This is a genomic window from Streptomyces sp. NPDC001678, assembly GCF_042892945.1.
Taxonomy (GTDB): domain Bacteria; phylum Actinomycetota; class Actinomycetes; order Streptomycetales; family Streptomycetaceae; genus Streptomyces.
Map to the genome: position 1 here is coordinate 107658 of NZ_JBIAUP010000016.1, position 22683 is coordinate 130340.

At 71.0% G+C, this 22683-nt stretch carries 23 protein-coding genes and 1 pseudogene; 16 read left to right on the forward strand and 8 right to left on the reverse strand.

Features of this window, described 5'->3' with window-relative positions; translation table 11 throughout:
• Positions 1-4 precede the first annotated feature (4 nt).
• Both ACFYZR_RS27390 and ACFYZR_RS27395 read right to left on the reverse strand, forming a co-directional pair.
• On the reverse strand, positions 5-1579 hold the full coding sequence (locus ACFYZR_RS27390) for an ATP-binding protein (protein ID WP_391914808.1): 1575 nt from the start codon (positions 1577-1579) through the stop codon (positions 5-7).
• A complete protein-coding gene (locus ACFYZR_RS27395) occupies positions 1572-2249 on the reverse strand; it encodes a response regulator transcription factor (RefSeq protein ID WP_391914810.1) in 678 nt (225 codons plus the stop codon). The genes ACFYZR_RS27390 and ACFYZR_RS27395 overlap by 8 nt, the downstream gene beginning before the upstream one ends.
• A 136-nt stretch (positions 2250-2385) precedes the next feature.
• Here ACFYZR_RS27395 and ACFYZR_RS27400 point away from each other — a divergent pair, with 136 nt between their 5' ends.
• The 3 genes from ACFYZR_RS27400 (at position 2386) to ACFYZR_RS27410 (ending at position 5626) form a co-directional block, all read left to right on the forward strand.
• Entirely contained in the window at positions 2386-3054 is a 669-nt protein-coding gene (locus ACFYZR_RS27400) for a hypothetical protein (protein WP_391914812.1), read from the forward strand.
• Positions 3055-3177: 123 nt separating this feature from the next.
• Complete coding sequence (locus ACFYZR_RS27405) at positions 3178-3915, forward strand: hypothetical protein (protein WP_391914814.1); 738 nt, start codon at positions 3178-3180, stop codon at positions 3913-3915.
• Positions 3916-4090: 175 nt separating this feature from the next.
• Positions 4091-5626 (forward strand): alpha/beta fold hydrolase, encoded by a 1536-nt coding sequence (locus ACFYZR_RS27410; protein WP_391914816.1) that lies wholly within the window; start codon positions 4091-4093, stop codon positions 5624-5626.
• A gap of 43 nt (positions 5627-5669) precedes the next feature.
• Here ACFYZR_RS27410 and ACFYZR_RS27415 read toward each other — a convergent pair.
• Positions 5670-5810 (reverse strand): annotated as a pseudogene (locus ACFYZR_RS27415) (transposase); the annotation flags it as partial.
• A gap of 200 nt (positions 5811-6010) precedes the next feature.
• Here ACFYZR_RS27415 and ACFYZR_RS27420 point away from each other — a divergent pair.
• From ACFYZR_RS27420 to ACFYZR_RS27430, 3 genes are all read left to right on the forward strand, one after another.
• Positions 6011-6496, forward strand: a complete 486-nt coding sequence (locus ACFYZR_RS27420) for a GNAT family N-acetyltransferase (RefSeq protein ID WP_391914818.1) — start codon at positions 6011-6013, stop codon at positions 6494-6496.
• A 92-nt stretch (positions 6497-6588) separates the two neighbouring features.
• Positions 6589-6738 (forward strand): hypothetical protein, encoded by a 150-nt coding sequence (locus ACFYZR_RS27425; RefSeq protein WP_391914820.1) that lies wholly within the window; start codon positions 6589-6591, stop codon positions 6736-6738.
• Between the two features lie 202 nt (positions 6739-6940).
• Entirely contained in the window at positions 6941-7666 is a 726-nt protein-coding gene (locus ACFYZR_RS27430) for an alpha/beta fold hydrolase (protein ID WP_391914822.1), read from the forward strand.
• Between the two features lie 77 nt (positions 7667-7743).
• On the opposite strand, the gene ACFYZR_RS27435 is transcribed toward ACFYZR_RS27430, so the two are convergent.
• Positions 7744-8325 carry a hypothetical protein gene (locus ACFYZR_RS27435; protein WP_391914824.1) on the reverse strand — a complete coding sequence of 194 codons (582 nt, stop codon included), beginning with the start codon at positions 8323-8325 and terminating at the stop codon, positions 7744-7746.
• Positions 8326-8528: 203 nt separating this feature from the next.
• Between ACFYZR_RS27435 and ACFYZR_RS27440 the strand changes: the two genes are divergently transcribed.
• The 6 genes from ACFYZR_RS27440 to ACFYZR_RS27465 all read left to right on the forward strand — a co-directional run bounded on the left by ACFYZR_RS27440 (position 8529) and on the right by ACFYZR_RS27465 (position 16508).
• A complete protein-coding gene (locus ACFYZR_RS27440) occupies positions 8529-8714 on the forward strand; it encodes a hypothetical protein (protein ID WP_391914826.1) in 186 nt (61 codons plus the stop codon).
• A gap of 501 nt (positions 8715-9215) precedes the next feature.
• Positions 9216-9629: a hypothetical protein gene (locus ACFYZR_RS27445; protein WP_391914828.1), complete on the forward strand. Its 414-nt coding sequence runs from the start codon at positions 9216-9218 to the stop codon at positions 9627-9629.
• Positions 9630-9906: 277 nt separating this feature from the next.
• Positions 9907-10227 (forward strand): hypothetical protein, encoded by a 321-nt coding sequence (locus tag ACFYZR_RS27450; protein WP_391914830.1) that lies wholly within the window; start codon positions 9907-9909, stop codon positions 10225-10227.
• A 167-nt stretch (positions 10228-10394) separates the two neighbouring features.
• Positions 10395-13190 (forward strand): class IV lanthionine synthetase LanL, encoded by a 2796-nt coding sequence (gene lanL / locus ACFYZR_RS27455; protein WP_391914832.1) that lies wholly within the window; start codon positions 10395-10397, stop codon positions 13188-13190.
• 541 nt (positions 13191-13731) lie between these two features.
• Positions 13732-16374, forward strand: a complete 2643-nt coding sequence (lanL, locus tag ACFYZR_RS27460) for a class IV lanthionine synthetase LanL (RefSeq protein ID WP_391914834.1) — start codon at positions 13732-13734, stop codon at positions 16372-16374.
• Positions 16375-16379: 5 nt separating this feature from the next.
• Positions 16380-16508 carry a hypothetical protein gene (locus tag ACFYZR_RS27465; RefSeq protein WP_391914836.1) on the forward strand — a complete coding sequence of 43 codons (129 nt, stop codon included), beginning with the start codon at positions 16380-16382 and terminating at the stop codon, positions 16506-16508.
• Between the two features lie 381 nt (positions 16509-16889).
• Here the strand turns inward: ACFYZR_RS27465 and ACFYZR_RS27470 are convergent, their stop codons facing one another.
• From ACFYZR_RS27470 to ACFYZR_RS27485, 4 genes are all read right to left on the reverse strand, one after another.
• On the reverse strand, positions 16890-17051 hold the full coding sequence (locus ACFYZR_RS27470; RefSeq protein WP_391914838.1) for a hypothetical protein: 162 nt from the start codon (positions 17049-17051) through the stop codon (positions 16890-16892).
• 83 nt (positions 17052-17134) lie between these two features.
• Entirely contained in the window at positions 17135-17518 is a 384-nt protein-coding gene (locus ACFYZR_RS27475) for a hypothetical protein (protein ID WP_391914840.1), read from the reverse strand.
• Between the two features lie 135 nt (positions 17519-17653).
• Complete coding sequence (locus ACFYZR_RS27480; RefSeq protein WP_391914842.1) at positions 17654-18541, reverse strand: MBL fold metallo-hydrolase; 888 nt, start codon at positions 18539-18541, stop codon at positions 17654-17656.
• Positions 18542-18803: 262 nt separating this feature from the next.
• Positions 18804-19367, reverse strand: a complete 564-nt coding sequence (locus tag ACFYZR_RS27485) for an RICIN domain-containing protein (protein ID WP_391914844.1) — start codon at positions 19365-19367, stop codon at positions 18804-18806.
• 432 nt (positions 19368-19799) lie between these two features.
• Here ACFYZR_RS27485 and ACFYZR_RS27490 point away from each other — a divergent pair, with 432 nt between their 5' ends.
• Genes ACFYZR_RS27490 through ACFYZR_RS27505 form a run of 4 tightly spaced genes read left to right on the forward strand, consistent with a single transcriptional unit; the run spans position 19800 to position 22490 of the window.
• On the forward strand, positions 19800-19943 hold the full coding sequence (locus ACFYZR_RS27490; RefSeq protein ID WP_391914846.1) for a lasso RiPP family leader peptide-containing protein: 144 nt from the start codon (positions 19800-19802) through the stop codon (positions 19941-19943).
• Positions 19940-21772: an asparagine synthase-related protein gene (locus tag ACFYZR_RS27495; protein ID WP_391914848.1), complete on the forward strand. Its 1833-nt coding sequence runs from the start codon at positions 19940-19942 to the stop codon at positions 21770-21772. The genes ACFYZR_RS27490 and ACFYZR_RS27495 overlap by 4 nt, the downstream gene beginning before the upstream one ends.
• Positions 21769-22035: a lasso peptide biosynthesis PqqD family chaperone gene (locus ACFYZR_RS27500; protein WP_391914850.1), complete on the forward strand. Its 267-nt coding sequence runs from the start codon at positions 21769-21771 to the stop codon at positions 22033-22035. Before ACFYZR_RS27495 ends, ACFYZR_RS27500 begins: the two co-directional genes overlap by 4 nt.
• The gene (locus tag ACFYZR_RS27505) at positions 22032-22490 is read left to right on the forward strand and encodes a lasso peptide biosynthesis B2 protein (RefSeq protein WP_391914852.1); all 459 of its coding nucleotides are present in this window, start codon (positions 22032-22034) and stop codon (positions 22488-22490) included. The genes ACFYZR_RS27500 and ACFYZR_RS27505 overlap by 4 nt, the downstream gene beginning before the upstream one ends.
• The last annotated feature ends 193 nt before the right edge of the window (positions 22491-22683 follow it).

Consider the following 22683-nt stretch of genomic DNA (forward strand, 5'->3'; position numbering starts at 1 on the left):
GTCCTCAGCGAGGGCCCGCCTGCGCCTCGTGGGGTGGTTCGGGCCGGATGGGCAGTCGGGTGCGGAAGGTGGTCGCCCCCGGGGTGTCGAGGACGGTGAGGGTGCCTTTGTGGATGGCCGCGATGTCTCGGGCGATGGGGAGGCCGAGGCCGGTGCCGCCGTCGTCGCGGCTACGGGCGTCGTCGAGGCGGGCAAACCGTTCGAAGATCTTCTCGCGGTCAGCGGGCTCGATCGGCGGGCCGTCGTTGGCCACGTCCAGGACGACCTGGCCGGGACCATGGCTGGCAGCCCGGTCGGTGGTGACGCGGACGGTGATGTGCTCGCGGGCGTGACGTTGGGCGTTGTCGAGCAGGTTCGTCAGCAGTCGTCGCAGCCACAGGGGATTGCCGTGGATGGTGACCGCTGTCGGAGCGTGGACGGTGACGGGGTGGGGTTCGGGGCCGCGGGTCGCGACCGTCGTGTGGACGAGGTCGGTGAAGTCGACCGGCTCGTCGGGCCAGTCGTGGTCGGTGGAATCCAGGCGCGCGAGCAGCAGGAGGTCGGTGGCGAGTGTCTGGAGGCGTTCGGTGTCCTCCAGGGCACCGGCCACCAGGTCGGTGTGGACGTCGGGGTCGGTGTGGGTGAGGGCGACCTCGAGCTGCGTGCGCAGGACGGTCAGGGGGCTGCGCAACTCGTGGGAGGCGTCGGCGATGAAGCGGCGCTGTCGTGTGCCCGCGGCTTCGAGGCGTTGGAGCATGGCGTTCATGGTGTCGGCGAGGCGGGCGATCTCGTCGTCGCTGCGGGGTTCGGGGACGCGGCGGTTCAGGTCCCGGTCCCCGATGGCGGCGACCTCGGCGCGGATGGCCTCGACCGGCCGCAGGGCGCGGCCGGTCGCGCGCCAGGTGAGGGCACCGACGGTGAACAGCAGGACCGTGCTCAGTACGACGAGGGCGGCGGTGGTGAGGTCCTCGGCGGCATCGGCGGTACGCAGGGACGCGCCCACGTAAATGGTGACGGGGCCGGTGGGCGTGGTGGCGGCGATGCTGGTGACGCGCTGGTGGTGTGCGTGGCCCCGGGCGTCGAGGTTGAAGGTTCTGTGACGGCCGCCGGAGTGGGCGACGGGGGCGAGCGGAGGGCGGCCGGCGAGATTCTGGCTGGCTGCCACCACCGTCCCCTTCACGTCGACGACCTGGATGAAGTCGGTGCCGTGGTCGAGGGGAAGCGGACCGGCGAGGTGACCGTCGGTGGCGAGACGGGCCACGGCCTGGGCCTGCTCGCGGGTGTCGGCCTCGACGGTGCGTTCCAGATTGACGCGCAGCAGGAGGACGACCGCGGCCGAGGCGATGGCGAGGACGACGGCGACGCTGGCGCAGGCGGCGAGGGTGGTGCGGGCGCGGACCGAGCGTGGTGTCAGACCGTCGACGAGGGCTGCGACGCGGGGGTGCCGTGCCAGCCGGCGGTGCGCGGCTGTGCGCAGGCGGCCGGGCGCGACCGCGCGCAGGCGGCGGTACGCGGCTGTGCGCGAGCGGTGGGGTGCGGGCGTACGCGGGCGGCTGCGTACGGTGCCGGCGGGTGCGTCGGCGGGTGCCCGGTCAGCCACCGTCGGCCGCCAGACGGTAGCCGGCGCCGCGGACGGTCTGGACCGCGGCCCGCCCGAAAGGGGCGTCGATCTTGCGCCGTAGGGCGCTGACGTGGACCTCGACGGTGTTGGGGTCGCTGTCGAGGGCGTTGTCCCAGACGGCGTCGAGGATCTCCCGCTTGGAGACGGCCTCGCCGGCCCGGCGGGCGAGGTGGTCGAGGATGGCGAATTCGCGGGGCGTGAGGGGGATGGTGGTGCCGGCGCGCGCGCAGGTGCGCGCGGCGGAGTCGATCACGAGGTCGCCGAGGACGGTGCGCCGGGGCGCCCGGCTGCCTATGCGGCGGGCCAGCGCCTTGAGGCGGGCGACGAGCACGACGAAGGAGAACGGCTTGGACAGGTAGTCGTCGGCGCCGGTGTCGAGTGCCTCGGCCTCGTCCCATTCGCCGTCCTTGGCGGTGAGCATCAGGATGCCGACGTCGCTGCCGCACGCCCGCAGGCGTGAGCACACCCGGTAGCCGTTGAGACCGGGCAGCATGACGTCGAGCACGACCACGTCGTAGGCGTGGTCCATGGCCCGGGCCAGGCCGGAGGGGCCGTCGTGGGCGACGTCGACCTTGAATCCCTGGGCGGTCAGCCCGTGCCGCAGCGCCAGGGCCAGCCGGCGTTCGTCCTCCACCACCAGTACGCGCATGCCCAACAGGGTCGCAGGTCGCCGCGCCGGGCTGTTCACGGTGTCCGTCGTTCTTCAGCTGATCTTCAGCAACGCCCGGACATCCTGACGCCCTCGCCCGGGGACGGCCCGGGCCTGCCGAGGATCGGGGTGCGTCATGAGCGAGTCCATGGGGACGGGTGAAACGTCGCCGCAGGAGGAGTCGAAGGCCGCGGGCACGGGCATAGGCACGGGCGCGGCCACGGCCACGGGCACGGGCGCGGCCACGGGCATGGCCATGGGCATGGGCACGGGCAAAGACAAGGCCCGTACGGGTGCGGGCCGTGCCGGCCGGTGGGTGCGCCGCCGGTCGGTGCGCTGGGTCGCGGCCGGGGCCGCCGTGCTGGTGATCGGCGGCGGTGCGGCGGCGGTGGCCCACCACCACGAGGGCGAGGAGGGCCACGGCCACGGCCACGACCGCAGGACGGCCGCGGACGACCGGGGACCGCACGACGGCCGGGATGGCTGGGGTAGCCGGGGTGGCCGAGGCGGGCAGGGCGACCAGGGCGGCTGGGACGACCGGGACGGCGGTGACGGCCGCCAGGAGGACGGGCGGGCCCCGCACGCGGCGCCGGCACCGCTGCCCTCGACCAACGCGGCCGACGCGGCGACCAAGGCCGCGTCGGCGGTGGCCGGCGGCAAGGTGGAGTCGCTCAGCCCGGTCGCCGAGCAGGGAGGTGGCCGTAGCTGGCGGATCGTGGTCCTGGGCCCCGACGGTGTGCGGCACGCGGTGACCATCGACGGAGCCGGCGACACGATCACGGGCAACACCGTCCTGGGCGGCTGACCCACTCACCACCGACCGGGTGCGGCCCGGCCGCGCCGTACAGAAGGGAGCGCCGTCGCCTTGGGCGCCACGACACCCACCCGAGCGGCCCACCGCCGCCGAACTGTGCCGGCGCGGCCGGTCATGAGCAAGGTCCCGCAGGTGACAGCGGTGTTCTGGATCGTCAAGATCCTCACCACCGGCATGGGCGAGACCGCCTCGGACTACCTCGCCCAAACGCTCGGGCCTGTCCCCGCGGTCGGCTCGGCCGCCCTGCTGCTGGCCGCCGCGCTGATCGCGCAGGCCCGCACCCGCCGCTACGTCCCGGCCGTGTACTGGGCGGCGGTGATCATGGTGAGCGTGTTCGGCACCATGGCCGCCGACGTCGCACACGTCGCCCTCGGCGTGCCCTACGCCGCCTCCGCGACGGCATTCGCCGTGGCCCTCGCCCTGGTGTTCGCCCTGTGGCGCCGGGTGGAGGGCACGCTTGCCGTGGAGACGGTCGCGGGCGGTCGCCGGGAGGTCTTCTACTGGTGCGCGGTCATGGCCACCTTCGCGCTCGGCACGGCGGTCGGGGACCTGACCGCGGCCACCCTGGGCTGGGGCTACCTGCCCTCCGGCCTGCTGTTCGCTGCCCTGATCGCCCTGCCCGCACTCGCCCGCCGTCTCTTCGGCCTGTCCTCGGTCCTGACGTTCTGGTGGGCCTATGTGCTCACCCGGCCGCTCGGCGCGTGCTTCGCCGACTGGGCCGGCGTCAGTCACGAGCGCGGTGGCCTGGACCTCGGCACCGGGTCGGTCAGCCTCGCCCTCGCGGTGGTCATCGCGGCGGGCGTGGCGTGGCTGAGCACCATGGAGCGACGCGTCGCGCGGGCGATGGCCTGACGTTCCCCGGCACTCCTCGTCGTCGCGGGCGTCGGGACATGTGGCGCCTGACGGCGAGGGTCTCGCGTGTGGGATCGCCCTTGTCGCCGGTCGTGCTTCCGCGCGCCGGGGGCGCGTCCGGCCCGCCGGGAACGCGCTCCGGCGGGCCGGGCCCGTACGCACTACCGTCGGCGGCATGACACGTCACTGGCGTGGCCACTCGCGTGGCCGGGCAGTTGCCGCCGCGCTCGCCACCGTCCTCGCCCTGATCGCCGCGCCGAGCTCGGTCGCCGCCGCCCCGGGGGCCCAACAGCCGACGTGGGAAAGCTGCGTGCGCGGCCCCGACGACAGCGCGGGCAGGGAACTGGAGGCGGCGGGCGCCCGGTGCGCGCGACTCGCCGTCCCGCTGGACCACGCGCGACCCGGCGGCCGGACCGTGACGATCGCCCTCGCCCGGATCCCGGCGACGGACGCGGCCCACCGCGTCGGCACTCTGGTGGTCAACGAGGGTGGTCCCGGGGATCCGGTCATCGACTTCCTCCCCGCCCGTCGCACGGCGTTGGGTGCCACAGGTGCCCGGTTCGACCTGGTGGGTGTCGATCCGCGGTTCACCGGCCGGAGCACCCCGCTGGACTGCGGCTGGGACACCGGCAGTTACTTCCGCTCGGCGGGCCACGACCGGGCCGGCTTCCGGCGCGCGGCCGCCTTCGAACAGGACCTCGCGCGACGCTGCCGCACCCGCGCCGACGCCCGGGAGTTGTTGCCCTACGCGTCGACCCGGAACGTGGCCCGCGACATGGACCTGGTCCGCGCGGCCCTGGGCGAGCGACAGCTTTCGTACCTGGGGATCTCCTACGGGACGTACCTGGGCGAGGTGTACACGGCGATGTTCCCCGGCCGCACCGGCCGGATGGTCCTGGACGGCGTGCACGAACCGGGCCACCTCGCCCCCTGGCCCGAGTACGGCACCGAGAGCGCCAACGAGGCCGCACTGCGGCACTGGGCCACCTGGGCCGCCGCCCGGAACGGCACGTACGGGCTCGGAACGAGCGCCGACGCCGTACTCGCCACCGTCGCCCGGATCACCGCGGCGGCCACCCACCGACCACTGCGCGTCGGCGACTACCTGCTGGACGAGCACGTGGTGCCCGTGCTCTTCTACGGGGTGCTCGGCTCCGACACCGAGGCGACCGACGCACAGATCGCGGTGATGACCGGCACCCTCAGGACAGCCGCCACCACGGGACAGGCCGAACCCGACCCCGGGCTCGCCGAGTTGCTGCCGTCCCTGCTGTCCGCCCAGGACTCGGCGTACGCGAGCGCGCAGACGGCGTTCCTGTGCGCCGACACACCCGGACCGCATGACGCGGAAGCGTTCTGGCACGCGGTGCAACACTCACGGCAGCGCCACCCTCTGTTCGGCCCGCTGCTCAACAACACCACCCCGTGCGCCTTCTGGGCCCCACCACGCGAGCGGCCCACCGTCATCGGCGGCGACACCGCCGCACTGATGGTCAACGCCACCGGCGACCCACGAGTGCCGTACGACGAGGCTCAGGCCATGCGCACGCGATGGCCCTCGTCCCGGATGATCACGGTGTCGGACTCGTTCCGCCACGCGGTCTACGGCACCGATTACGGCAACGCCTGCGTGAACGACGCCGTCAACGCCTACTTGGCGAGTGGCGACCTCCCACCGGCCGACCTGCAATGCGCTGCCGCCCGCCCGTAACGCATGGGCGCATGGACGCATGGACGCATGGACTCCACGGCGATCAGTTCCTGACCGACCCATCGACGGGTGCCTTGCGCTCGTAGCAGCGGTGCAGGCGGCGGCAACCGCCCAGCCACGACAACGTGCGCTCCACCACCCAACGATGCCGACCGAGTCGGTCAGAGGCATCCACTCCGCGCCGGGGGTACGCGGCACGATCTGCCGACGGCCACCACCCTGCCGACGCCGCAGCGGCTCCGGCGCCAAGTCCTGGAACAACTCCCACAACCCGTCCGGCACCAGCCACTCAACTAGCCCCATTTGATTCCCTCCCCCTCTCAAACACGTGACCTGGTGGGGGTGTAGCTCTTCCTCAGGGACGCCGCGCGTATGCTGCGGCGGATGGAGATCCGCATTGCTTCCGACGAGGACTGGCCGGGCATTTACCGGTTCTACTCGGTGATCATGGCCGAGGGCAGGACGTACGCGTTTCCCGAGGGACAAACCCTCGAAGAGGCGAGGCCATGGTGGATGGAGCTGCTGCCGGGGCGCACGGTGGTCGCCGTGGAGGAGGGCGAGATCGTGGGCTCGGCGAAGATGGGGCCGAACCGGCCCGGACGCGGTTCCCACATCGGCACGGCCTCGTTCCTGGTCGACCCGGGGCATCAGGGCAAGGGCGTCGGGCGGGCACTCGGCGAGTACGTCATCGACTGGAGCCGCGCGGAGAGCTTCCGCGGAATCCAGTTCAACGCGGTCGTCGAGACCAACGGCCCGGCGGTGCACCTGTGGAAGTCCCTGGGCTTCGAGGTGATCGGCACCGTGCCGGACGCCTTCGACCACCCCGAGCACGGTCTGGTCGGCCTGCATGTGATGCACCGTCGGCTCTGAGAGAGCCGGGGGCACATACCCCCGTACCCCGCTTCTGCCACAGGTCCGGCCAAGTCGGAAACCAGACGGTCCGTCGAGGCGAGGGATGTGCCGTGTCCAAGGGCGTGACGACCGAGTCTGTACGCGACGATGCCCCCGCCACACTGCCTGCCGTGGTCGCCCTGGGCAAAGTGGTGACCAAGCTGCGGTCCGACAAGGAGCGGCTGGAACGCCTCGCAGCCGCCGCGGCCGTGCTGATCTAGCGCCCCCGCGATCACCTGGACGAGGGCTTTGCCCGCTTCGCCGAGGTGGCCCGGCGTGAGCTCGGGGAGGCGGGCACCGGCTCACTCCGACGGCTGCTGGACCGGCTACTGTCAGGGCGACAACGCGATGACGTCTGCCTGGCGGCCCGCTGCGCGCCACAGTCTCCCGCCATCCGCGGCTCGGACAACGGAGGTACCGCACATGAACGCAGACACCGACCGGCCGACCTTACTGTTGGTCCACGGAGCCTGGCACGGCGCCTGGTGCTGGGACCTCGTACGCGCCGCGCTCGACGCCGACGGTTGGCGGTCCGAAACCGTCGACCTACCCAGTGCCAATCCCCCGGCCGGCCTGCACCACAGTGCCCGCCCGGCGGGCATGCTGGACGACGCGAACGCCATCCGGGACAGCCTCCGGCGCATCGACGGCCCGGTGGTGGTCATCGCCCACTCCTACGGCGGCGTCCCCACCACGGAGGCCATCGCGGATGCCACGAACGTGGTAGGGGCGGTGTACCTCGCCGCATTCCAAGCGGACGTGGGTGAAAGCATGCTCACGATCCTTGGAACACCCGCGCCGGACGACGGCACGGGTCACACCCCGCCGTACGAGGACGCCCGGCGGATACTCTTCGACGACGTGCCCGAGGCCGAGGCCCGCCGCGCCGTGGCCCGGCTGCGCCCGCAGAGCGTCCGCTCCTCCACGGAGCGGGTGACCGCGGCGGGATGGCGCACCGTGCCCTCCGCCTACGTCGTCTGCGACCGCGACCAGGCGCTCGAACCGTCCCGGCAACGCGAGCTCGCGACACGCGCCGACTCCGTCCACCAGCTGCCGAGCAGCCACTCGCCGTTCCTCTCCATGCCCCGGCAACTCGCCACTCTCCTGGGCCGGATCGCCACCTCCACTCTCCCCACCCCGCGACATTGACTCGCCCCGTCCCAGCCAGGACCAGGGCAGGGCGGCGCTCGCGGTCCGCTACGAGGCCACTGTCCTCGTAGCGGCCATCAACGAGTGACTGTGGTGTGTCCGGTGAACTGGCCGCAGGAGCGGAACCCCAGGCGGCGGTGGACGGGCTCGCCTTCGGCTGACGCCTGCAGGACCGCGATGCGGTGGTCCCGGTCGCGGGCCGTGCGGAGTGCCGCGCGGACGGTGCCAGCGGGCGGCTCCCAGTTCGCGGCGAGAACCGTGGCGTAGTCGGCAAGCTGTCCGGGCGTGGCCACCCTATGGATGTCCAGTCCTTGGAGGGCGGGCAGTGGCAGGGTGTCGTCCAGCTCGGCCCACATCGCCGTCTCGCGTTCGGACGCCGGCAGACCGGCCGCCGTCAGGAGGGTGGTGAGGTCCGGTGGTGTCGAGGCAGGCCCCACCCACCAGGAGAAACGACGGCGACCGGTGCGGGCCGGCGTCCGAGCGGTCTCGGTGATACGTGCCGTAGCGTTGGTGACGGTGAAGCGGGCCGCGGCAACGACGTTGAAAGTGTCGTCGTCCAGGCCGCTGTCAGCGACCAGGAGGTCACCGGCCTCTGTGACGGCCGCACCATTCATGCTCCGATGCAGGTGGCAGGCATGTTCCGCCAGGTTCCGTTCCATCCCGCCGACGGCGTCGCGCCACCGCCTCCGCCGCCAGCGCATCAAAGCGTCTACCCTCGCGTAATTTCCACATCCTGCCGCTGAATGGACAATGCCGCTCCTGCTGGTGTGGGAGCACGTCGGACTCTGCGGCGAGGCGGTCAGGGTCGGCGCCGAGCGGCCCGGCCGGAGGCCAAGGCCGCGAGCGCAAGACGTCCGGTGCCGTGTTCATCCAGGAGAACGGCTGCGGCTTCTCGACTCTGCTCGTTGTCACTGGTCCGCACCGAGGCACGATGTGGTTCGATGCCCGCGCCACCTGTGACCAGATCCTGCCCCTGAACCTCGACGGTCACCCCATTTCGTTCGGGGACTGGCTCGGCCGGAGTTCCATGGATCTGCTCGACTGGTGAACGCCATCACACCAGCACCCGGCGTACCGCGATGAACGACATGGAATGTCTTCCCTGTCTCCCTGGCCTGCGGCCTCCGCCTGCGCGACCATCAACCCGTGCGCGGGCATTCGTCGAGGTCAAGCCAGCGGCCCCCTCACCCAGAGCCGCCCAGGTGAGCTCGGCGACGACCCCGGCCGGGAAAAAGCCGGCGGAGCCCGATGGGAGTTGGGGGCGACCACCCGGGATCGGCGCGAGCAGTATGTCGGGGTCGTCGGGCGGCTTGAGGCGATTCGACGCGCTGAATCCCGCATCGTGCATCCCTTTCTCAGTCGATCGACACTCGATCCAGACGCATCCTGATCCGTGTGGCGCACCCAGCTGGAAAAGCCGGGATTTCACATCGAAGATGAGATCTCCATGACCCGTGCCTGATCGATTGGGGTTCGCATGTCTGGGCATCTCGCTTCGCTGGCATCCCCGGGGATGACGTCGCCATCCGTTTGGGCGATCCTCGGATGCGTGGCCGCGGCGGGCGCGGTAGGAGGAGTTGTCAATGCACTGCTGAGTGACAATGAACTGGTCCTCCCCAGGGAGAAAGCGGGGGTTCTGCAGCCGGGTTTCCTGGGAAACGCACTGCTGGGTTCCTTTGCGGCGGTGGTCACCTGGGGTCTGTACGGCCCCCTCAAGGAGGCCGTGCTCCTGGGATCGCGTCCGGTGGGCGAGCTTCCGGTGAGCATGACCGTCACTGCCCTGGTGGGCGCGGCTCTGACGGGAGTCGGCGGTGCGAGGGTCGTTACCGCCGAGGTGGACAAGCGGTATCTGAGAAGCGCGGGCGCCAACGCGGCGATCACTCCGGCGGACCCGCAGCTTGCCACGGCGCTGCGGACGGCCTCACCCTCCGAAGCTGCCCGAGCGGCCTCGGCAAAGCTGTAGATGGCGGGGAACAGCTTTCGCTCCCCGACCGGCCACAGCCACCCGCCCAGTGACCCGACACCCTGTCGCCCCACCCGTGGTGATCACCGTCGCCGCCCGGCCCATGATGGCTGTCGTGGTCATCATGGCTGTCATTGCCATCGTGCCCGTCGTGAAGTTTGGGCAATCGCAGGATATAGAGAGCACGGCTCACGATCGCCGGTCCGATCGCGCGTTTCGGACTCGGAGTCATCAGTGTCCCCACGACGGCCCAATGCCCTGAGTCCTTGATCCGTCGTTGACCACGGGCAGAACCCGTCCCCTGGAGGCCGCGGGCACACCGAGCGACATCACGGACGGCAGCCGGGTCGTGGGTCCCAGCCGGAGGAAAGGGCCCGGAGGAAAGGACCCGGTCCTCTGGGACGAGGACGGCAGCGTGACGGCACGGCCGGGCCACCCGGACGGTGGCCCGAAGGTCCGCTCGCTATCGATGAACGTGGACGGCACGGTGCTGCTGTTCGCCTATCACGAGCAATGGGTCAACACCCCCGTAGCCCCGGCATGGAACCGGTCGGCTCCCTGGCACGCACCTGAACGGGCGCGGGCCGACGCGCCGTGACGGTCCGGTTCGACGAGAGGCCCTCATCATCAAATCGCCTGTTTCACCAGGATTTCATCGCAGGTGTGATACTTCCTCACATCAGGCTTCTTCGGCCGATCGGCAACGCGGAAGCCGCGAGAAAAGAGCGTGCGGCACCGTCCCGTCGACGAGGAGCGGCATTCCCTATGACGCACGACATGACGTACGACGTCCACGCGTTCCCCGGGGAGTCCTCACTGCTTTCCGGATGCGTCCAGGCGGCCCTTTCCCGTCACGGAGCCGTGGACTGGCACATCAGCGCCGGAGACTTCTGGTGTCACGTCGCACCGCACAACAGGCGCCACAGGATTCAGGGCTGGAAACTGCACCTCGCCGCGACTCCTCTCTCCGCACCCCTCGTGCTGGCGCGGGCCGCGGACGTTCTGGTCCGCCGTCGTTGCCAGTTCAAGTTCGCCGGGTCTCTGGGACGAGCGACCGAACTCGTTTCGCGGCAATACGACCGGGGCTCCGGCGGAAAGTTCATCACTGCCTATCCCGAGGGCGACGAGGACCGGCTGCAGGAACTCGCCGAAGAGCTTCACCAGGTGACCCTGGGGCTGCCCGGGCCCGGAATTCTCTCCGATCGTCCGTATCTCCCCGGCAGTCTGGTGCACTATCGCTACGGCGTCCATGACGGGGTTCCCGTGCTCGGCAATGACGGATCCTACGAAGCCATGCTGATGGCCCCGGACGGCACTCTGGCGCGGGACGAGCGCAACGCTTGGTACTCCCCGCCGCATTGGGCACCGCGCGATCCGTTCACCCCGCCGCACACCACATTCCCCTCCCCCGTTGCCGGCAGCACAGGCGCCGGGGCCGAGGCCGGGGCCGGGGCCGTCCGGCTCAACAACCGGTACACCGTGCGCCAGGTCATCCGCCACGCGTTCACCGGTGGGGTATACCGGGCGGCGGACGACCGCACCGGCCTCCCCGTCGTCATCAAGCAGGCGCGCCCGCACACCGGTGCCACCCTCACGGGCATGGACGTGCGGGACGTACGGCGTCACGAAGCAGCGATGCTCGAGTTACTGGAACCGACGGGCCTCGTCCCCTCCCTGGTCGACCTCTTCGAGCAACAGGACGACCTCTTCCTGGTCCAGGAGGAATTGCCGGGAGTCACTCTGCGCAGATGGGCGACCGAGAACAGCACGCCCGACGACGACGGCATCTGGGGCCCGCCGACCGCGACGGTGGAGCGGATCGCCCGGCGACTGCTGACCCTCATGGAGCGGATCCACGACGAGGGCCTCGTCCTGCGGGACTTCAACCCCAGCAACATCATGGTGATGCCGGACGAAGAACTACGCCTGATCGACCTGGAGTTCCTCACCCGCCAAAAGGCCCGGGTCACCCGTGCCTGGACGCCGGGCTACGCGGCCCCGGAACAGACCGACGCGCCATTGGTCGGCGTGGCCCCCGAGCCCTCGGCGGACCTCTTCAGCCTGGGCGCCACCCTCTTCTTCACCGCCACTGGCATCGATCCCGTACTGCCTGCCGACAAGCCCGCCCTACGTCCCCCTCGCCGGCGGATACAGGAGTGGCTCACCATTCTGGGCGCGGGCAATCCCGCAGCCCGCCGTCTCGCACCCGCCGTGATCGCCTTGATGCACGACGACCCCGCTCGACGCCCCGGCCTCGACACCGTACGGGACCTCCTCCGCAGCGGCGCGCCCGCACCCGCACCCCAGGGGCTGCCGCCCCACGAGTCGGCGCCCCAGGAGTCGGCATCCCAGGAACCCGGCCGCCTGGGCGACGCAGGCCTGAAGCAGCTGATCAGTGACGCGCTGGCCCACCTCATCAGCTCGATGAACCCGGCTTCCGCGCACCGTCTCTGGCGGACGACGCCGTTCGGCGCCACGAGCGATCCCCTCAACGTCCAGCACGGGGCAGCGGGAATCCTGGGCGTACTGACCCGCGCGTACGGGACCGCCCCGGACCCGGCTCTGCGGGACACCATCGCCACCGCGGCCCAATGGATCAGCCGCACCGTGGGACGCGAACCACGGGCGTTGCCCGGGCTCCACTTCGGCCGCTCCGGCACGGCATGGGCGCTGCTGGACGCCGGCCAGGCCCTTGGTGACGAGGCACTGGTCGCCCACGCACGGGAACTCGCCGAGCGCGTACCGTTGCGCTGGCCCAACCCCGACATCTGTCACGGCATGTCCGGAGCGGGCATGACCCAGCTGCGATTCTGGGAAGGCACGGGCCTCGACCATTTCCTGAGCAGGGCCCATGAGGCCGCCGAGGCGGTCTCGGCGGCACGTGAACGCCGTGAGAACCTCTCCGCCTGGCCGATCGCACGCGACTGGCCCTCCCGCCTGGCCGGTCTCGTGCACTACGGCTTCGCCCACGGCGTCGCCGGGGTCGGGGCGTTCCTGCTCGCCGTCGGCCGGGCCACCCACGACAGCGCCCACCTCGACCTGGCCGCGGACGCCGCGGAAACCCTTCTCGCGACGGCTCGGCTCAAGGACGGTGCCGCCTACTGGCCCAGCGGTCCCACCAGCCGCTCCCTCAAGTCCCACTGGTGCAGCGGCTCCTCGGGAGTCGCCACTTTCCTTGTACGTCTCTGGCAGGAGACCTCGGACGACAGGCTGCGCACGGCCTGCCATCAGGCGGCCCTCGCCGTGCGTCGATCCCGTTGGCACGCCGGCACCGCACAATGCCACGGCCTCGCCGGAGACGGCGAGTTCCTGCTCGACCTCGCCGAGGCGTCCGGAGAGGACCGGTACCGCGTGTGGGCCGGTGAACTCGCCGTCGGCGTATACGCCCGCCACGCCGTGCACGACGGCCGTGTCCTCGCCCCGGACGAGACCGGCGCCTCCGTGTCCCTCGACTACAACACGGGGCTCGCCGGCGTACTGGCCTTCCTGCTGCGCCTGCGGGACGGCGGCCCGCGGCTGTGGCTGCCCGCCACTCTCACCGGACCGCACCGCGACCGGTGAACGCGCTTCCCCGCCTGTGCGGGGGCCCGCCGGATCCGAGAGGAGGTGACCGGACATGGCGAACGACGTCAACACACTGCAGCTCCTGCCGATGGAGGAGGAGCTCGAGGAGAGCACCGACTGCCCGTCGAGCTGCTCGTGGAGCTGTTCATGGAGCTGTTCATGGACCAACGTGTAAGCCGGTGACCAACGCTGGTCCGTCCCGGGCAAGCACGGGACGGACCAGCTCGCCGTTGTTGATGCCCGTCCGGTTCCGGTGAGCCGCAGGTGTGTCACCTCTGCGCCGTGGGGGCGGGAGCCTTGCCTTCCGTTGTGCGCCACGCCTCTGCAGAAGGTTGTCCCGTCGGCAACGGCGCTGCCGGGCCAGCGGTGCTCGTCGCTGTCGCTGTCGATGTCGGTCCGGGTGACGGTGAGTTCTCCCGAACCGGTCTCGATGCGGTGCACAGCCGAATCGTTCCGCCGAAGGCTCGACTGGCGCCGGTAGCCATGCCACGCTGGCTGCGTGACGGCGAGCCCTCAGGGGAGCTACCAGGACGTTGTCGTGCGGATTCTCGGAGCCGAGCAGTCCGCGTGGACGCTGCGGGACAGTGAGACCTGGTGCATGGTCACACCGCTTGGGCACCGGGGGCGGAGGCAGGGGTGGAAGCTGCATCTGTCGGCGACCGTCGATTCCGCTCACCGGGTGCTGGAGCGAGCGGCACCCGTTCTCGTGGCTCACCGGTGCGCGTTCAAGTTCGCGGTCTCGCCCCATGTCACCGCCGCCCTCACCTCGGTCCGGGCCCGGCGCGAGCATGCGGGTAAGTTCCTCACGATCTACCCCGCCGACGACGACCAGCTGCGCGCGCTCGCCGAGGAGCTGCACCGGGCCACGCTCGGGCTGGCCGGGCCGAAGATCCTGTCCGACCGGCGGTACCGGCCGGAGAGTCTGGTGCATTACCGCTACGGGTGCTTCGCGCCGCCGCGCGAACTCGACGACGAGGGCTTCTACCGGGGCCGGCTCCAGGCTCCGGACGGAAGTCTGGCCGCCGACGAACGCAACCCCTGGTTCTCACCTCCTGCCTGGGCACCACTGCCCTTCGACCCGCCCGTCCCTGCGGACGGCTGCCGGGAACGGGGCGATCCGGTGCTCTTGGCCGGCCGTTACCTCGTCCGTGAGGCGATCCGCCACTCCAACCGCGGCGGTGTCTACCGCGCACGGCACCAGCACACCGGCGAGGACGTCCTGTTGAAGGAGGCACGCGCGCATGTCGGTGCGCAGCCCGGTGGGACGGACGCCCGGGACTGGTTGCGCTACGAAGCCGGTGTGCTGGCCCGCCTGGCACCGAGCGGCGCGGCTCCCGCTCCCCGCGAGGTCTTCGAGGCCGGCGGGCACCTCTTTTTGGCCGAGGACCTCATTGACGGCGAGGACCTGCAACAGTGGTCGGCGGAAGAGGCCTCGCGCAGGGGAGGTCTGCTGCCGGCCCCGGTGGCCTGGCGCCTTGCGCGTGACCTCGTCCGCCTGGTCGGAGAAGTGCACGACGCCGGCTTCGTACTGCGCGACCTCAAACCGACCAACGTCGTCATGAGGCGCGACGGCACCCCCGTTCTCGTCGACCTGGAATGCGCGGTACGCGCCGGCGCTACGGCCCATGTGGCGGGTACCGAAGGCTTCACCGCGCCCGAGTACCTCTCCCGCACGGGTACGAGGTCCGTGCCCGGCCCTGAGGTGGACTGTTTCGGCCTGGGTGCCACCCTGCTCCACGCCACCGCCGGCATCAACCCGCTGCTCGCCCAGGACACCGCACCCGCGCGGTCCGCAGGAGACCGCATCTCGGAGGTGGTGGAAGCCGCCGCCGGCGACTGCCCCGCCCTTGGCGTCCTCACACCTCTCATCATGGGCCTCACAGCCGACGTACCGGATCGCTGGCCACTGGAGAAGGCTGCCGCGTTCCTCCGGGCCGAGCCCACGACCCCACCGGCGTCGCCCGCTCCTGCCCTGGAAGGTGCCGCGCTCGACCGGCTGTTGCACGACGGGCTCGCGCACATCGCCGCGACCGCCGACCCGAGTGCCCCACACCTGTGGCCCCGGCCCCGGTCCCTGCCGGAGGGCGATCCCTGCAACCTCCAGCAAGGCGCGGCAGGCGTACTGGCCGTTCTCGACAGAGCGGTGCGGACGGGCGAGGCGCCGTCCCTCGAGCCTCTGCTGCGCGTGGCGGCCCACTGGGTCGGCGCACAGCTCACCCTGCCCGGCCGCATCCTGCCCGGGCTCCACTTCGGCCGCTCGGGTACGGTCTGGGCGCTGCACGACGCGGCACTGACACTTGGCGACTCCGAACTCGCGGGCCTGGCCAGGAGTTATGCCCTGCGCATTCCACTGGAGTGGGCCAACCCCGATATCTGCCATGGTCTCGCCGGTGCCGGTCTGGCCCAGCTGCACCTGTGGCGCACCACAGGCGACCCGCGTTTCGCCGAACGGGCTTCGCAGTATGCGGACGGCGTGCTCCGCCGCACCGCGGAAGCCGGCTCCGGAGTGGACTGGCCACCGGGCGCGGCACACCGCCGTGAGCTCTCGGGCTCCGCCTCCTATGGCTTCGCGCACGGCGTCGCGGGCCACGTCGCCTTCTTGCTCGCCGCCGGACGCGATCTCGGCCGCCCGGAACTCGTCGACATCGCGATCGGCGGCGGACACGCCCTGTGCGCCGTGGCCGAGCGCCGGGGTGACATCGCGGTCTGGCCCAAGGGACCGGGCCGTACAGAGCGGATGGGCCTCGACTTCTGGTGCAACGGCGCTTCCGGCATCGGGACAGCACTGGTCAGGTTGTGGCAGGCCACGAGGGAGCCGCTGTTCCGCGAGTACGCGGAGCGGGCGGCGCACGCGGCCCACCTGGACCGCTGGCGGGTAGGTCCCGGCACGTGCCACGGCGTGGCCGGAAATGCCCAGTTGCTGGTGGACCTCGCCGACATCACCGGCGACGTGACCTATCGCGCCCGGGCCGCCGAATCCGCCTATTGCCTTTACGCGCGCGCCGCACGACAGGACGGGCGGCTGGTCGTCCCCGACGACACGCTGCGAGAGTTCTGCGTGAGCTACCAGGTGGGCCTGGCAGGCGCCTTGGACCTGCTGCTGCGCATCAAGCACAGCGGCGCCCGCCCCTGGATGGTGGACCAGACGGAGCCACCGACGGCAAGTCCGGAAGGAGCGTAGAAACCGTGGACGAAACAGTCCTGCAGCTGCAGGAGCTGCCGGCAGCGAACGAAAAGGCACAGGAGCCGTGGATGTGCTGCGATACCGCGGAGACCAGCTGGGGCATCGTGGATCTGCCCCGCAGCGGTGCGTGAAGCCCTGACCGCGCCCGGGCCAGGGAAGGGAGGTGAGAGCATGGAAGACATCGTCTTGGAGTTGCAGGAGCTGCCCGAGACGGGCGAGCACGCACTGGAACCGGCCATGTGCTGTGACACCTTACGCACGAGCGGCCAGCTGGCGGACGCGCCGTAAACCGTTCTCCGGTTCCGCGCGGCCGCCCTCGCGACCGCGCGGAACCTCCAGGCGAGGGACTGACGGGCCACCACTCCGCGGCTCAGCGTCACACTTTCGCCCGGAGCAGGACACGCGCCCGTGAGGCTACGGTTTCGAAGTCGGCGGTGGAGGACAGCACCGCGACCGTCTGTCGGGTCAGTGGGGTACCTCGGCAATGGCCATGGGCGATCTCTTCCTCACCCCTACCCTTCGTCGAAGACCAGATCCTCCACGGGGTGCGTCATCCGAATGCTCTGGCCATTGGGCACCTCGACGATGAGGTCGAGGCCGGTGGAGAAGTGACCGGTGGACAGGATGCGGAACAGCTTGGGGAGGATCACCACGTCGTCGGTGATCGAGGTCAAACCGGTTACCTTCGCGCCGGTGGTGGTCACATCGTGTGGCCACAGTGCTTTGCCGGCTGCCCGAGCCTGCTGAGCGGTGGCTGTCAGCTCGTCGCGGAGGCCGTGGCCCTCAGCAGCTGCACATCCACATTGACCTGGGTGCCGCTCGCCTGAGATGGCTTGCCCTTGCCGACCAGGGCAATGCAGCGGCCGTGCATGTCGGCGTCTCGGGTGAGGATGAACCCGGGCACCTCGGAGGGAGTCGCGGAAGTGACCGTCTCGTCCGGGTTGCGCTGCACATGGGTGAAGCCGAGCCAGGTGAGCAGTTCCTCGGCGGCGGCGTGCGCGAACTGCAGCGGCTGTGAAATGGATCGAGTCCCCGTCCGGCTGGACGTTGAGGAGGCAACATAGCAATGCGCGTGGCGTGTCGCACCGCTCATGGGACGGACTCGGATGGTGGCGATGTTGACCACGAGGGACGCGAGCACGGCCGGCGCCCCGGCCTGCCCGAAGCGGCGCGGGCCGGCGGTGACCGGGCCTGGGCGTAGACGCCGAGGAAGAGGAAGACGTACGCGAGGACGGGGGCGAGCCGGTCGTTGACGGGGAAGCCGAGGGGCGGTCCGCTACCAGCGCATCGCGGTGAAGTCGACGGGCCGGGGCCGGAGCTCTTGGGTACGTGCCGTCAGCCGTCGCAGCCGCTGGGCCAGGTCGTCGGCGGGGAGGTGCCGGCGGTCGCCGTGGCCCGGCAGCAGCCACTCGAAGCGCAGCCGGTGGGCGGTCCGGGCCAGGGAGGCGGCCAGTTCCTCGATGGAGTACCAGGTGACACTGTCGGCCACCTCGATGTCCGCTGTCGTGCGCGACCAGTAGAAGCTGTCGCCGCTGAAGCAGTACCGCTCGTCCGCGAGGTAGAGCACGCTGCCCCGCGTGTGTCCGGGCAGGGGGAAGGCGGTCACGCCTTCGGCGATCTCCGCCGGGTCGGTGCCTCGGAGCACGCGATCGGCGTCCGGGGCGGCGTCGAGGTCACCCTCGTGGATCCACAGCCGGGCGCCGAAGCGGTCGGCGTAGCGGCGGCCGTGCGCGGCGTGGTCGCGGTGGGTGAGCAGGACGTCGGTGACCGGGCCCAGCGCCTCGTAGCGCGTGGCCAGCGACGTGCTCCAGCGCGGCGTGTCCACCATCATCACGGTGCCGTCGGGGCGTCGTAGCAGGTAGGAGTTGGCGCCCGCGGTGTGCGGGGAGTTGTGCCCGCACAGGTGCACGGTGTCGTCCAGTGCCATCGGGAAGGGGTCCAGTGCCGCGTCCAGCCGGCCGGTCGGGGGACGGACAGACCGCGTGGGACAGGCGTGCGCAGCGGCGTGGAGCTGCCGGACCTCGGCCCGGCCGCGCGGCTGGCGCAGGACGACCGCGCGACCGCCGGCCTCGCCGATCAGACCGGGGGCGAGTTGCCGGGCGACATCGCAATTCATGCAACGCCCGTCCACCTGCCAGCCGCCCTCGAACCCCTCGTCGCCCATGACCCACTCCCTCTCGCACCGCGCCCGCCGACCGGCCGCTCGTGCTCAGGGGTATCCCGCCCCGTGCGGACAGCGGAAGAGGGTCCGGATCTTGTACTTGTGGCACTGCCCTGTTCTGAGGGGAGCTTTTAGAGGTTTTATCCGCATTTCTCGGTAGCCCTACAGCGCTCCGTCCGTGCGGTCGGAGCGGCCGCGGGCGTGCCGGGCATGCTCTGCGGTGACCGACCGCAGAGCATGCCCACGTGCGCTTCCGGGCCGTTTCTCAGAGGGTGAAGTTCCAGTAGTGGTCGGGCCATGTGCCGCAGGGCCACTGGATGACCTTCTCGCCCTGGGCGGTACTCGCGCCGGGGATGGCCAGGCACTGCTTGCTGTTCCAGTTCACGAGCCGCGCGCCTCGGCTCGTGTACTCGATGCCCCAGTAGTGGTCGGGCCACGTGCTGCAAGGCCACTGGATGACCTGTGTGCCGGCTGTGGTGCTGGCGCCCGGGACCGCCAGGCACTGTCCGCTGTTGAGGTTGCGCACGCGGTAATAGACGAGGTCGCCGCTGGAGAAGGCCCTCTCGAAGTACCAGTAGTGGTCATTCCAGGTGCCGCAACCCCACTGGATGAGCCCCTTGCCGTTCTCCGTGCTGCCACCCGGGACGGCCAGACACTGACCGCTGTTGGCGTTGCGGACCCAGCTGTAGATCTCGGCGCCCTTCTGCGCGCGTCTCTCTGACTTCCCGGTGTCCTGCTGTGTGGTCGCGGAGGCCGTGGTCACGCCCGAGGTGAGGAGCAGTGCCGCGGCGGCCGCCAGGATTCCGGGCAAGCGGAAATGCGACTTCATGTGTCCCCTTTGTCTTCGTCGACGGACGGAAGTACATGGACCTGAAGTGCACGGACCTGAAGTGCGTGAAGCAGGAGTGCGTGCCGAACCGGCGCGTCCCGTTGCCGGGGCGCGAGGCGAGCGCAGGCTACCGCCACGGCACAGCGGACGGCAGATGCACGACCCCCGGCCGGGCAGGTTGGCGCGAAGGCACCTCCCGTCTGGCCGGGCGGGATACGACACGGTTTCGGTAGAAGCCGGCTGCCAGTACACGGCGGGCCCGCGTATCCCTGCCCCTTACCTCCCCTACCTCCCCGTTCGAGTGAATGACGCACCTCTCATGCATAACGGAGCAAAAGAGGAGCACCTCCTCATAGGGGCCTGTTACCGGTGCCCGATCACCAGCTCGGCCAGGCGCACCCCAGGTATCGCAGGAAGGGGAGGGGAAAGCTCATGGAGCAGCAGGAGACTTACGAGCCGCCCGTCGTGGAGGAGGTGGGAGCCTTCGCCGAGCTGACGCGGGGCGGGCGTGAGGGCACCTACTTCGAGGGGGGCTACGCTCCCTGGTATGTCCGGCCGCAGGCCGACTCTTCTTGACCGGCGGGCCATGGTTCGCGGTCTTCCCCGATTCCGAAGCGGCCGCCGGTGTCGCGCGGAGGGTCTGCCCCCGGCCGGTCGACGTGGTGAGGTATCCCTCCGGTCGTCCGTGGCTGCTGGGTGAATGGCCGGCCGGCGAGGTGGTCGTCGCGGAGGCGGGGAGTTCGCTACTGGCGTTGATCGGACGCTGTCCGGTCAACGCCGGGGAACTCGCCGTCCGGCTGCGGCGGATGCGGGAAATCGGCGATACCGAACAGGCGGTCGCGGGGCTACCGGGGAGTTTCCACGTAGTGGTCTCCGCCGGCGGCCGGCTCCGGGTGCGCGGCACCGCTTCCGCCGTACGGCGGGTGTTCCACGCCGAGTCGGAGGGCGTGACGGTGGCGGCAAGCCGTGCCGATGCGTTGGCGCACGCCGTCGGCGCTGCGGTGGACGAGGAGCAGTTGGCGCTTCATCTGCTGTCCTCGCCTCCCACGTACCCGTTCGGTGAGCACCGTTCGTTGTGGCGCGGTGTCCAGGCCGTCCGGCCCGGACACGCCCTGCTGATCGGTCCGGACGGCAGGGCGACCGTCCGGCCCTGGTGGAAACCCCCCGAGCCCGCCCTGCCCCTCGCCGAAGGAGCGGAAAACGTGCGACGGGCGCTGTCACTGGCGGTGTCCTCATGTACAGCCGACCGCACGGTCATCAGCGCGGACCTCTCCGGCGGCCTGGACTCCACCAGCCTGTGTTTCCTCGCCGCCCGCGGCCCGGCCCGGCTGATCACCTTCCACTGGGAGAGCCTGGATCCCGGGAACGACGACACCGCCTGGGCCGGGAAAGCGGCCGCCCTGCTGCCCCACGCCGAGCACGTGGTACCTGAAGCCTCCGACGCGGCACTGTGGTTCAGCGGCCTGGGCGACGTACCGACGACGACCGACGAACCGGGCCTGTGGGCCCGCGACAGCGCGCGACTGCTCCTTCTCGCCCGCCTCATGACCCGGCGCGGCTCACGACTGCATCTGTCAGGCGGCGGCGCAGACGAGCTGTTCGGCTTCCTGCCCCCGTACCTCCACGCTCACGTCCGCAGCCGTTCGCTCTCGGCCCTGCGCCAGGTGAACAGGACACGGACCATGCGACGCTGGCCGCTGCGGCCACTACTGGCCGAGCTGTCCGACCGCACCACGTTCCCCGCCTGGCTGGCCACCACGGCGCGCCGCGTCACCGACCCCCCGCCCCCGGAGCACCCCCGAGCCGGCCGGGTGCCGTCCATGGCGTGGGACGCGATTCCCCAGGTGCCCCCATGGGCCCGCCCGGAAGCCGTGGCCGCCGCACGAACCCTCTTGCGGGAGGCGTCCTCCGCCACGCACGAGCCGCTCGCCGCCCAACGCGGCCAGCACGCCGCACTGTCCGCGGCCCGCGCCTGCGGCCGCGCCTTCCGTGTGACAGAGCAGGTGACCGCCGCTCTGGGACTGCCCTCGGCCGTCCCCTACCTCGATGACGACGTACTCGAAGCGGCACTGTCGGTGCGCATCACCGAGCGCGGCGCACTCGACCGCTGCAAACCCCTGCTCACCACGGCGGTGCACCCCGACGTGCCCGGCGAGCTCCTCGCCCGGACCACGAAAGGCGAGTACACCGACGATTTCCATCAGGCGCTCCGCCGCAACAAGGCCGCCCTCAACCGCCTCGTCGACGACTCCCACCTCGCCCGCGCCGGACTCGTGGACACCGCCACCCTGCGGGCCCATCTCGCAAAGCCCGAACTCCTTCCCGAGGCGATGCGCGCCCTGGACAACACCGTGGCGTGCGAGATGTGGCTGCGCGGCTGTTCCGCCGCCAAAGGAGCACCGTGACCTTCACCCTTCGACCCGACGTCTCCACCGCCCGGACCGAGAACGGAACCGTCCTGCTCGATGAGACCACCGGCCGCTACTGGCAACTGAACACCACGGCGGCCTTCATTCTGAACGCCCTCGTCGATGGCGCCACCGCCCAGGAGGCCGCCCACCGGCTCCGCGAACGCCACCCCGCCCTCCCCGCCGAGCAGGCGGCCGACGACGTGGCGTCCGTCATCCGTGCGCTCTCGACCGCTCGCCTCGTGGCAGCGGTCGCGTGAGCCGCCGCCCCGTCCCACCCGACCGGCAAGACATCCCACCCGATCGGCAAGACATCCCGCCCGATCGGCAAGCCGCCCCTTTCGTCCAGCGCCCAGCCGTCCTGCTGGCCGTCACCGCCGCCCGGCTGATCGCCGTGCTCCCCCCGCGCCGTATCCGCCAAGTGCTCTCACTGGCCCGCCGGGGCGCTGCCCCCGCCACCGGCGAGCAGGCTCTCACCGCCCGCCGGGCGGTCGTCGCCCTGAGCGCGCGGTGTGCCGGAGAAGCATGCCTGCAGCGGTCGGTGGCGACCGCCCTGCTGTGCAGGATGCGCGGCACCTGGCCCGACTGGTGCACCGGTGTTCGTACCGCGCCGTTCCGCGCCCACGCGTGGGTCGAAGCGGAAGGCCGCCCGGTCGGAGAACCTTTCCCGGCCGACTACTACCGCACCCTCATCAAAGTCGCGGCCGAGTCGTAGCGCCGCCGCGGAGCGATCGGTCGACCGCCTGTACACCGGCTCGGGATCGGGCTACGCCTGCGCCGCTCCACCGCCGCTCTGGAACTGGCGTACGACATCGCCGGCGGCGCGGAACGCCCACCGCGGTGGTTGTCGGGTTCGGGATGATCGTTGTCGGCTTCGGGTGATCGGTTCGCGGACGACGCAGGCTCGA

What these genes read in the sequence shown, in the direction of transcription:
- ACFYZR_RS27405 (WP_391914814.1), top strand. Translation starts at nt 3,178, where the DNA reads ATGAGCAAGGTCCCGCAGGTGACAGCGGTGTTCTGGATCGTCAAGATC.
- ACFYZR_RS27395 (WP_391914810.1), bottom strand. Translation starts at nt 2,249, where the DNA reads ATGCGCGTACTGGTGGTGGAGGACGAACGCCGGCTGGCCCTGGCGCTG.
- ACFYZR_RS27430 (WP_391914822.1), top strand. Translation starts at nt 6,941, where the DNA reads ATGAACGCAGACACCGACCGGCCGACCTTACTGTTGGTCCACGGAGCC.
- ACFYZR_RS27400 (WP_391914812.1), top strand. Translation starts at nt 2,386, where the DNA reads ATGAGCGAGTCCATGGGGACGGGTGAAACGTCGCCGCAGGAGGAGTCG.
- ACFYZR_RS27420 (WP_391914818.1), top strand. Translation starts at nt 6,011, where the DNA reads ATGGAGATCCGCATTGCTTCCGACGAGGACTGGCCGGGCATTTACCGG.
- ACFYZR_RS27435 (WP_391914824.1), bottom strand. Translation starts at nt 8,325, where the DNA reads ATGGAACGGAACCTGGCGGAACATGCCTGCCACCTGCATCGGAGCATG.
- ACFYZR_RS27410 (WP_391914816.1), top strand. Translation starts at nt 4,091, where the DNA reads ATGACACGTCACTGGCGTGGCCACTCGCGTGGCCGGGCAGTTGCCGCC.
- lanL (WP_391914832.1), top strand. Translation starts at nt 10,395, where the DNA reads ATGACGCACGACATGACGTACGACGTCCACGCGTTCCCCGGGGAGTCC.
- ACFYZR_RS27480 (WP_391914842.1), bottom strand. Translation starts at nt 18,541, where the DNA reads ATGGGCGACGAGGGGTTCGAGGGCGGCTGGCAGGTGGACGGGCGTTGC.
- ACFYZR_RS27485 (WP_391914844.1), bottom strand. Translation starts at nt 19,367, where the DNA reads ATGAAGTCGCATTTCCGCTTGCCCGGAATCCTGGCGGCCGCCGCGGCA.
- ACFYZR_RS27490 (WP_391914846.1), top strand. Translation starts at nt 19,800, where the DNA reads ATGGAGCAGCAGGAGACTTACGAGCCGCCCGTCGTGGAGGAGGTGGGA.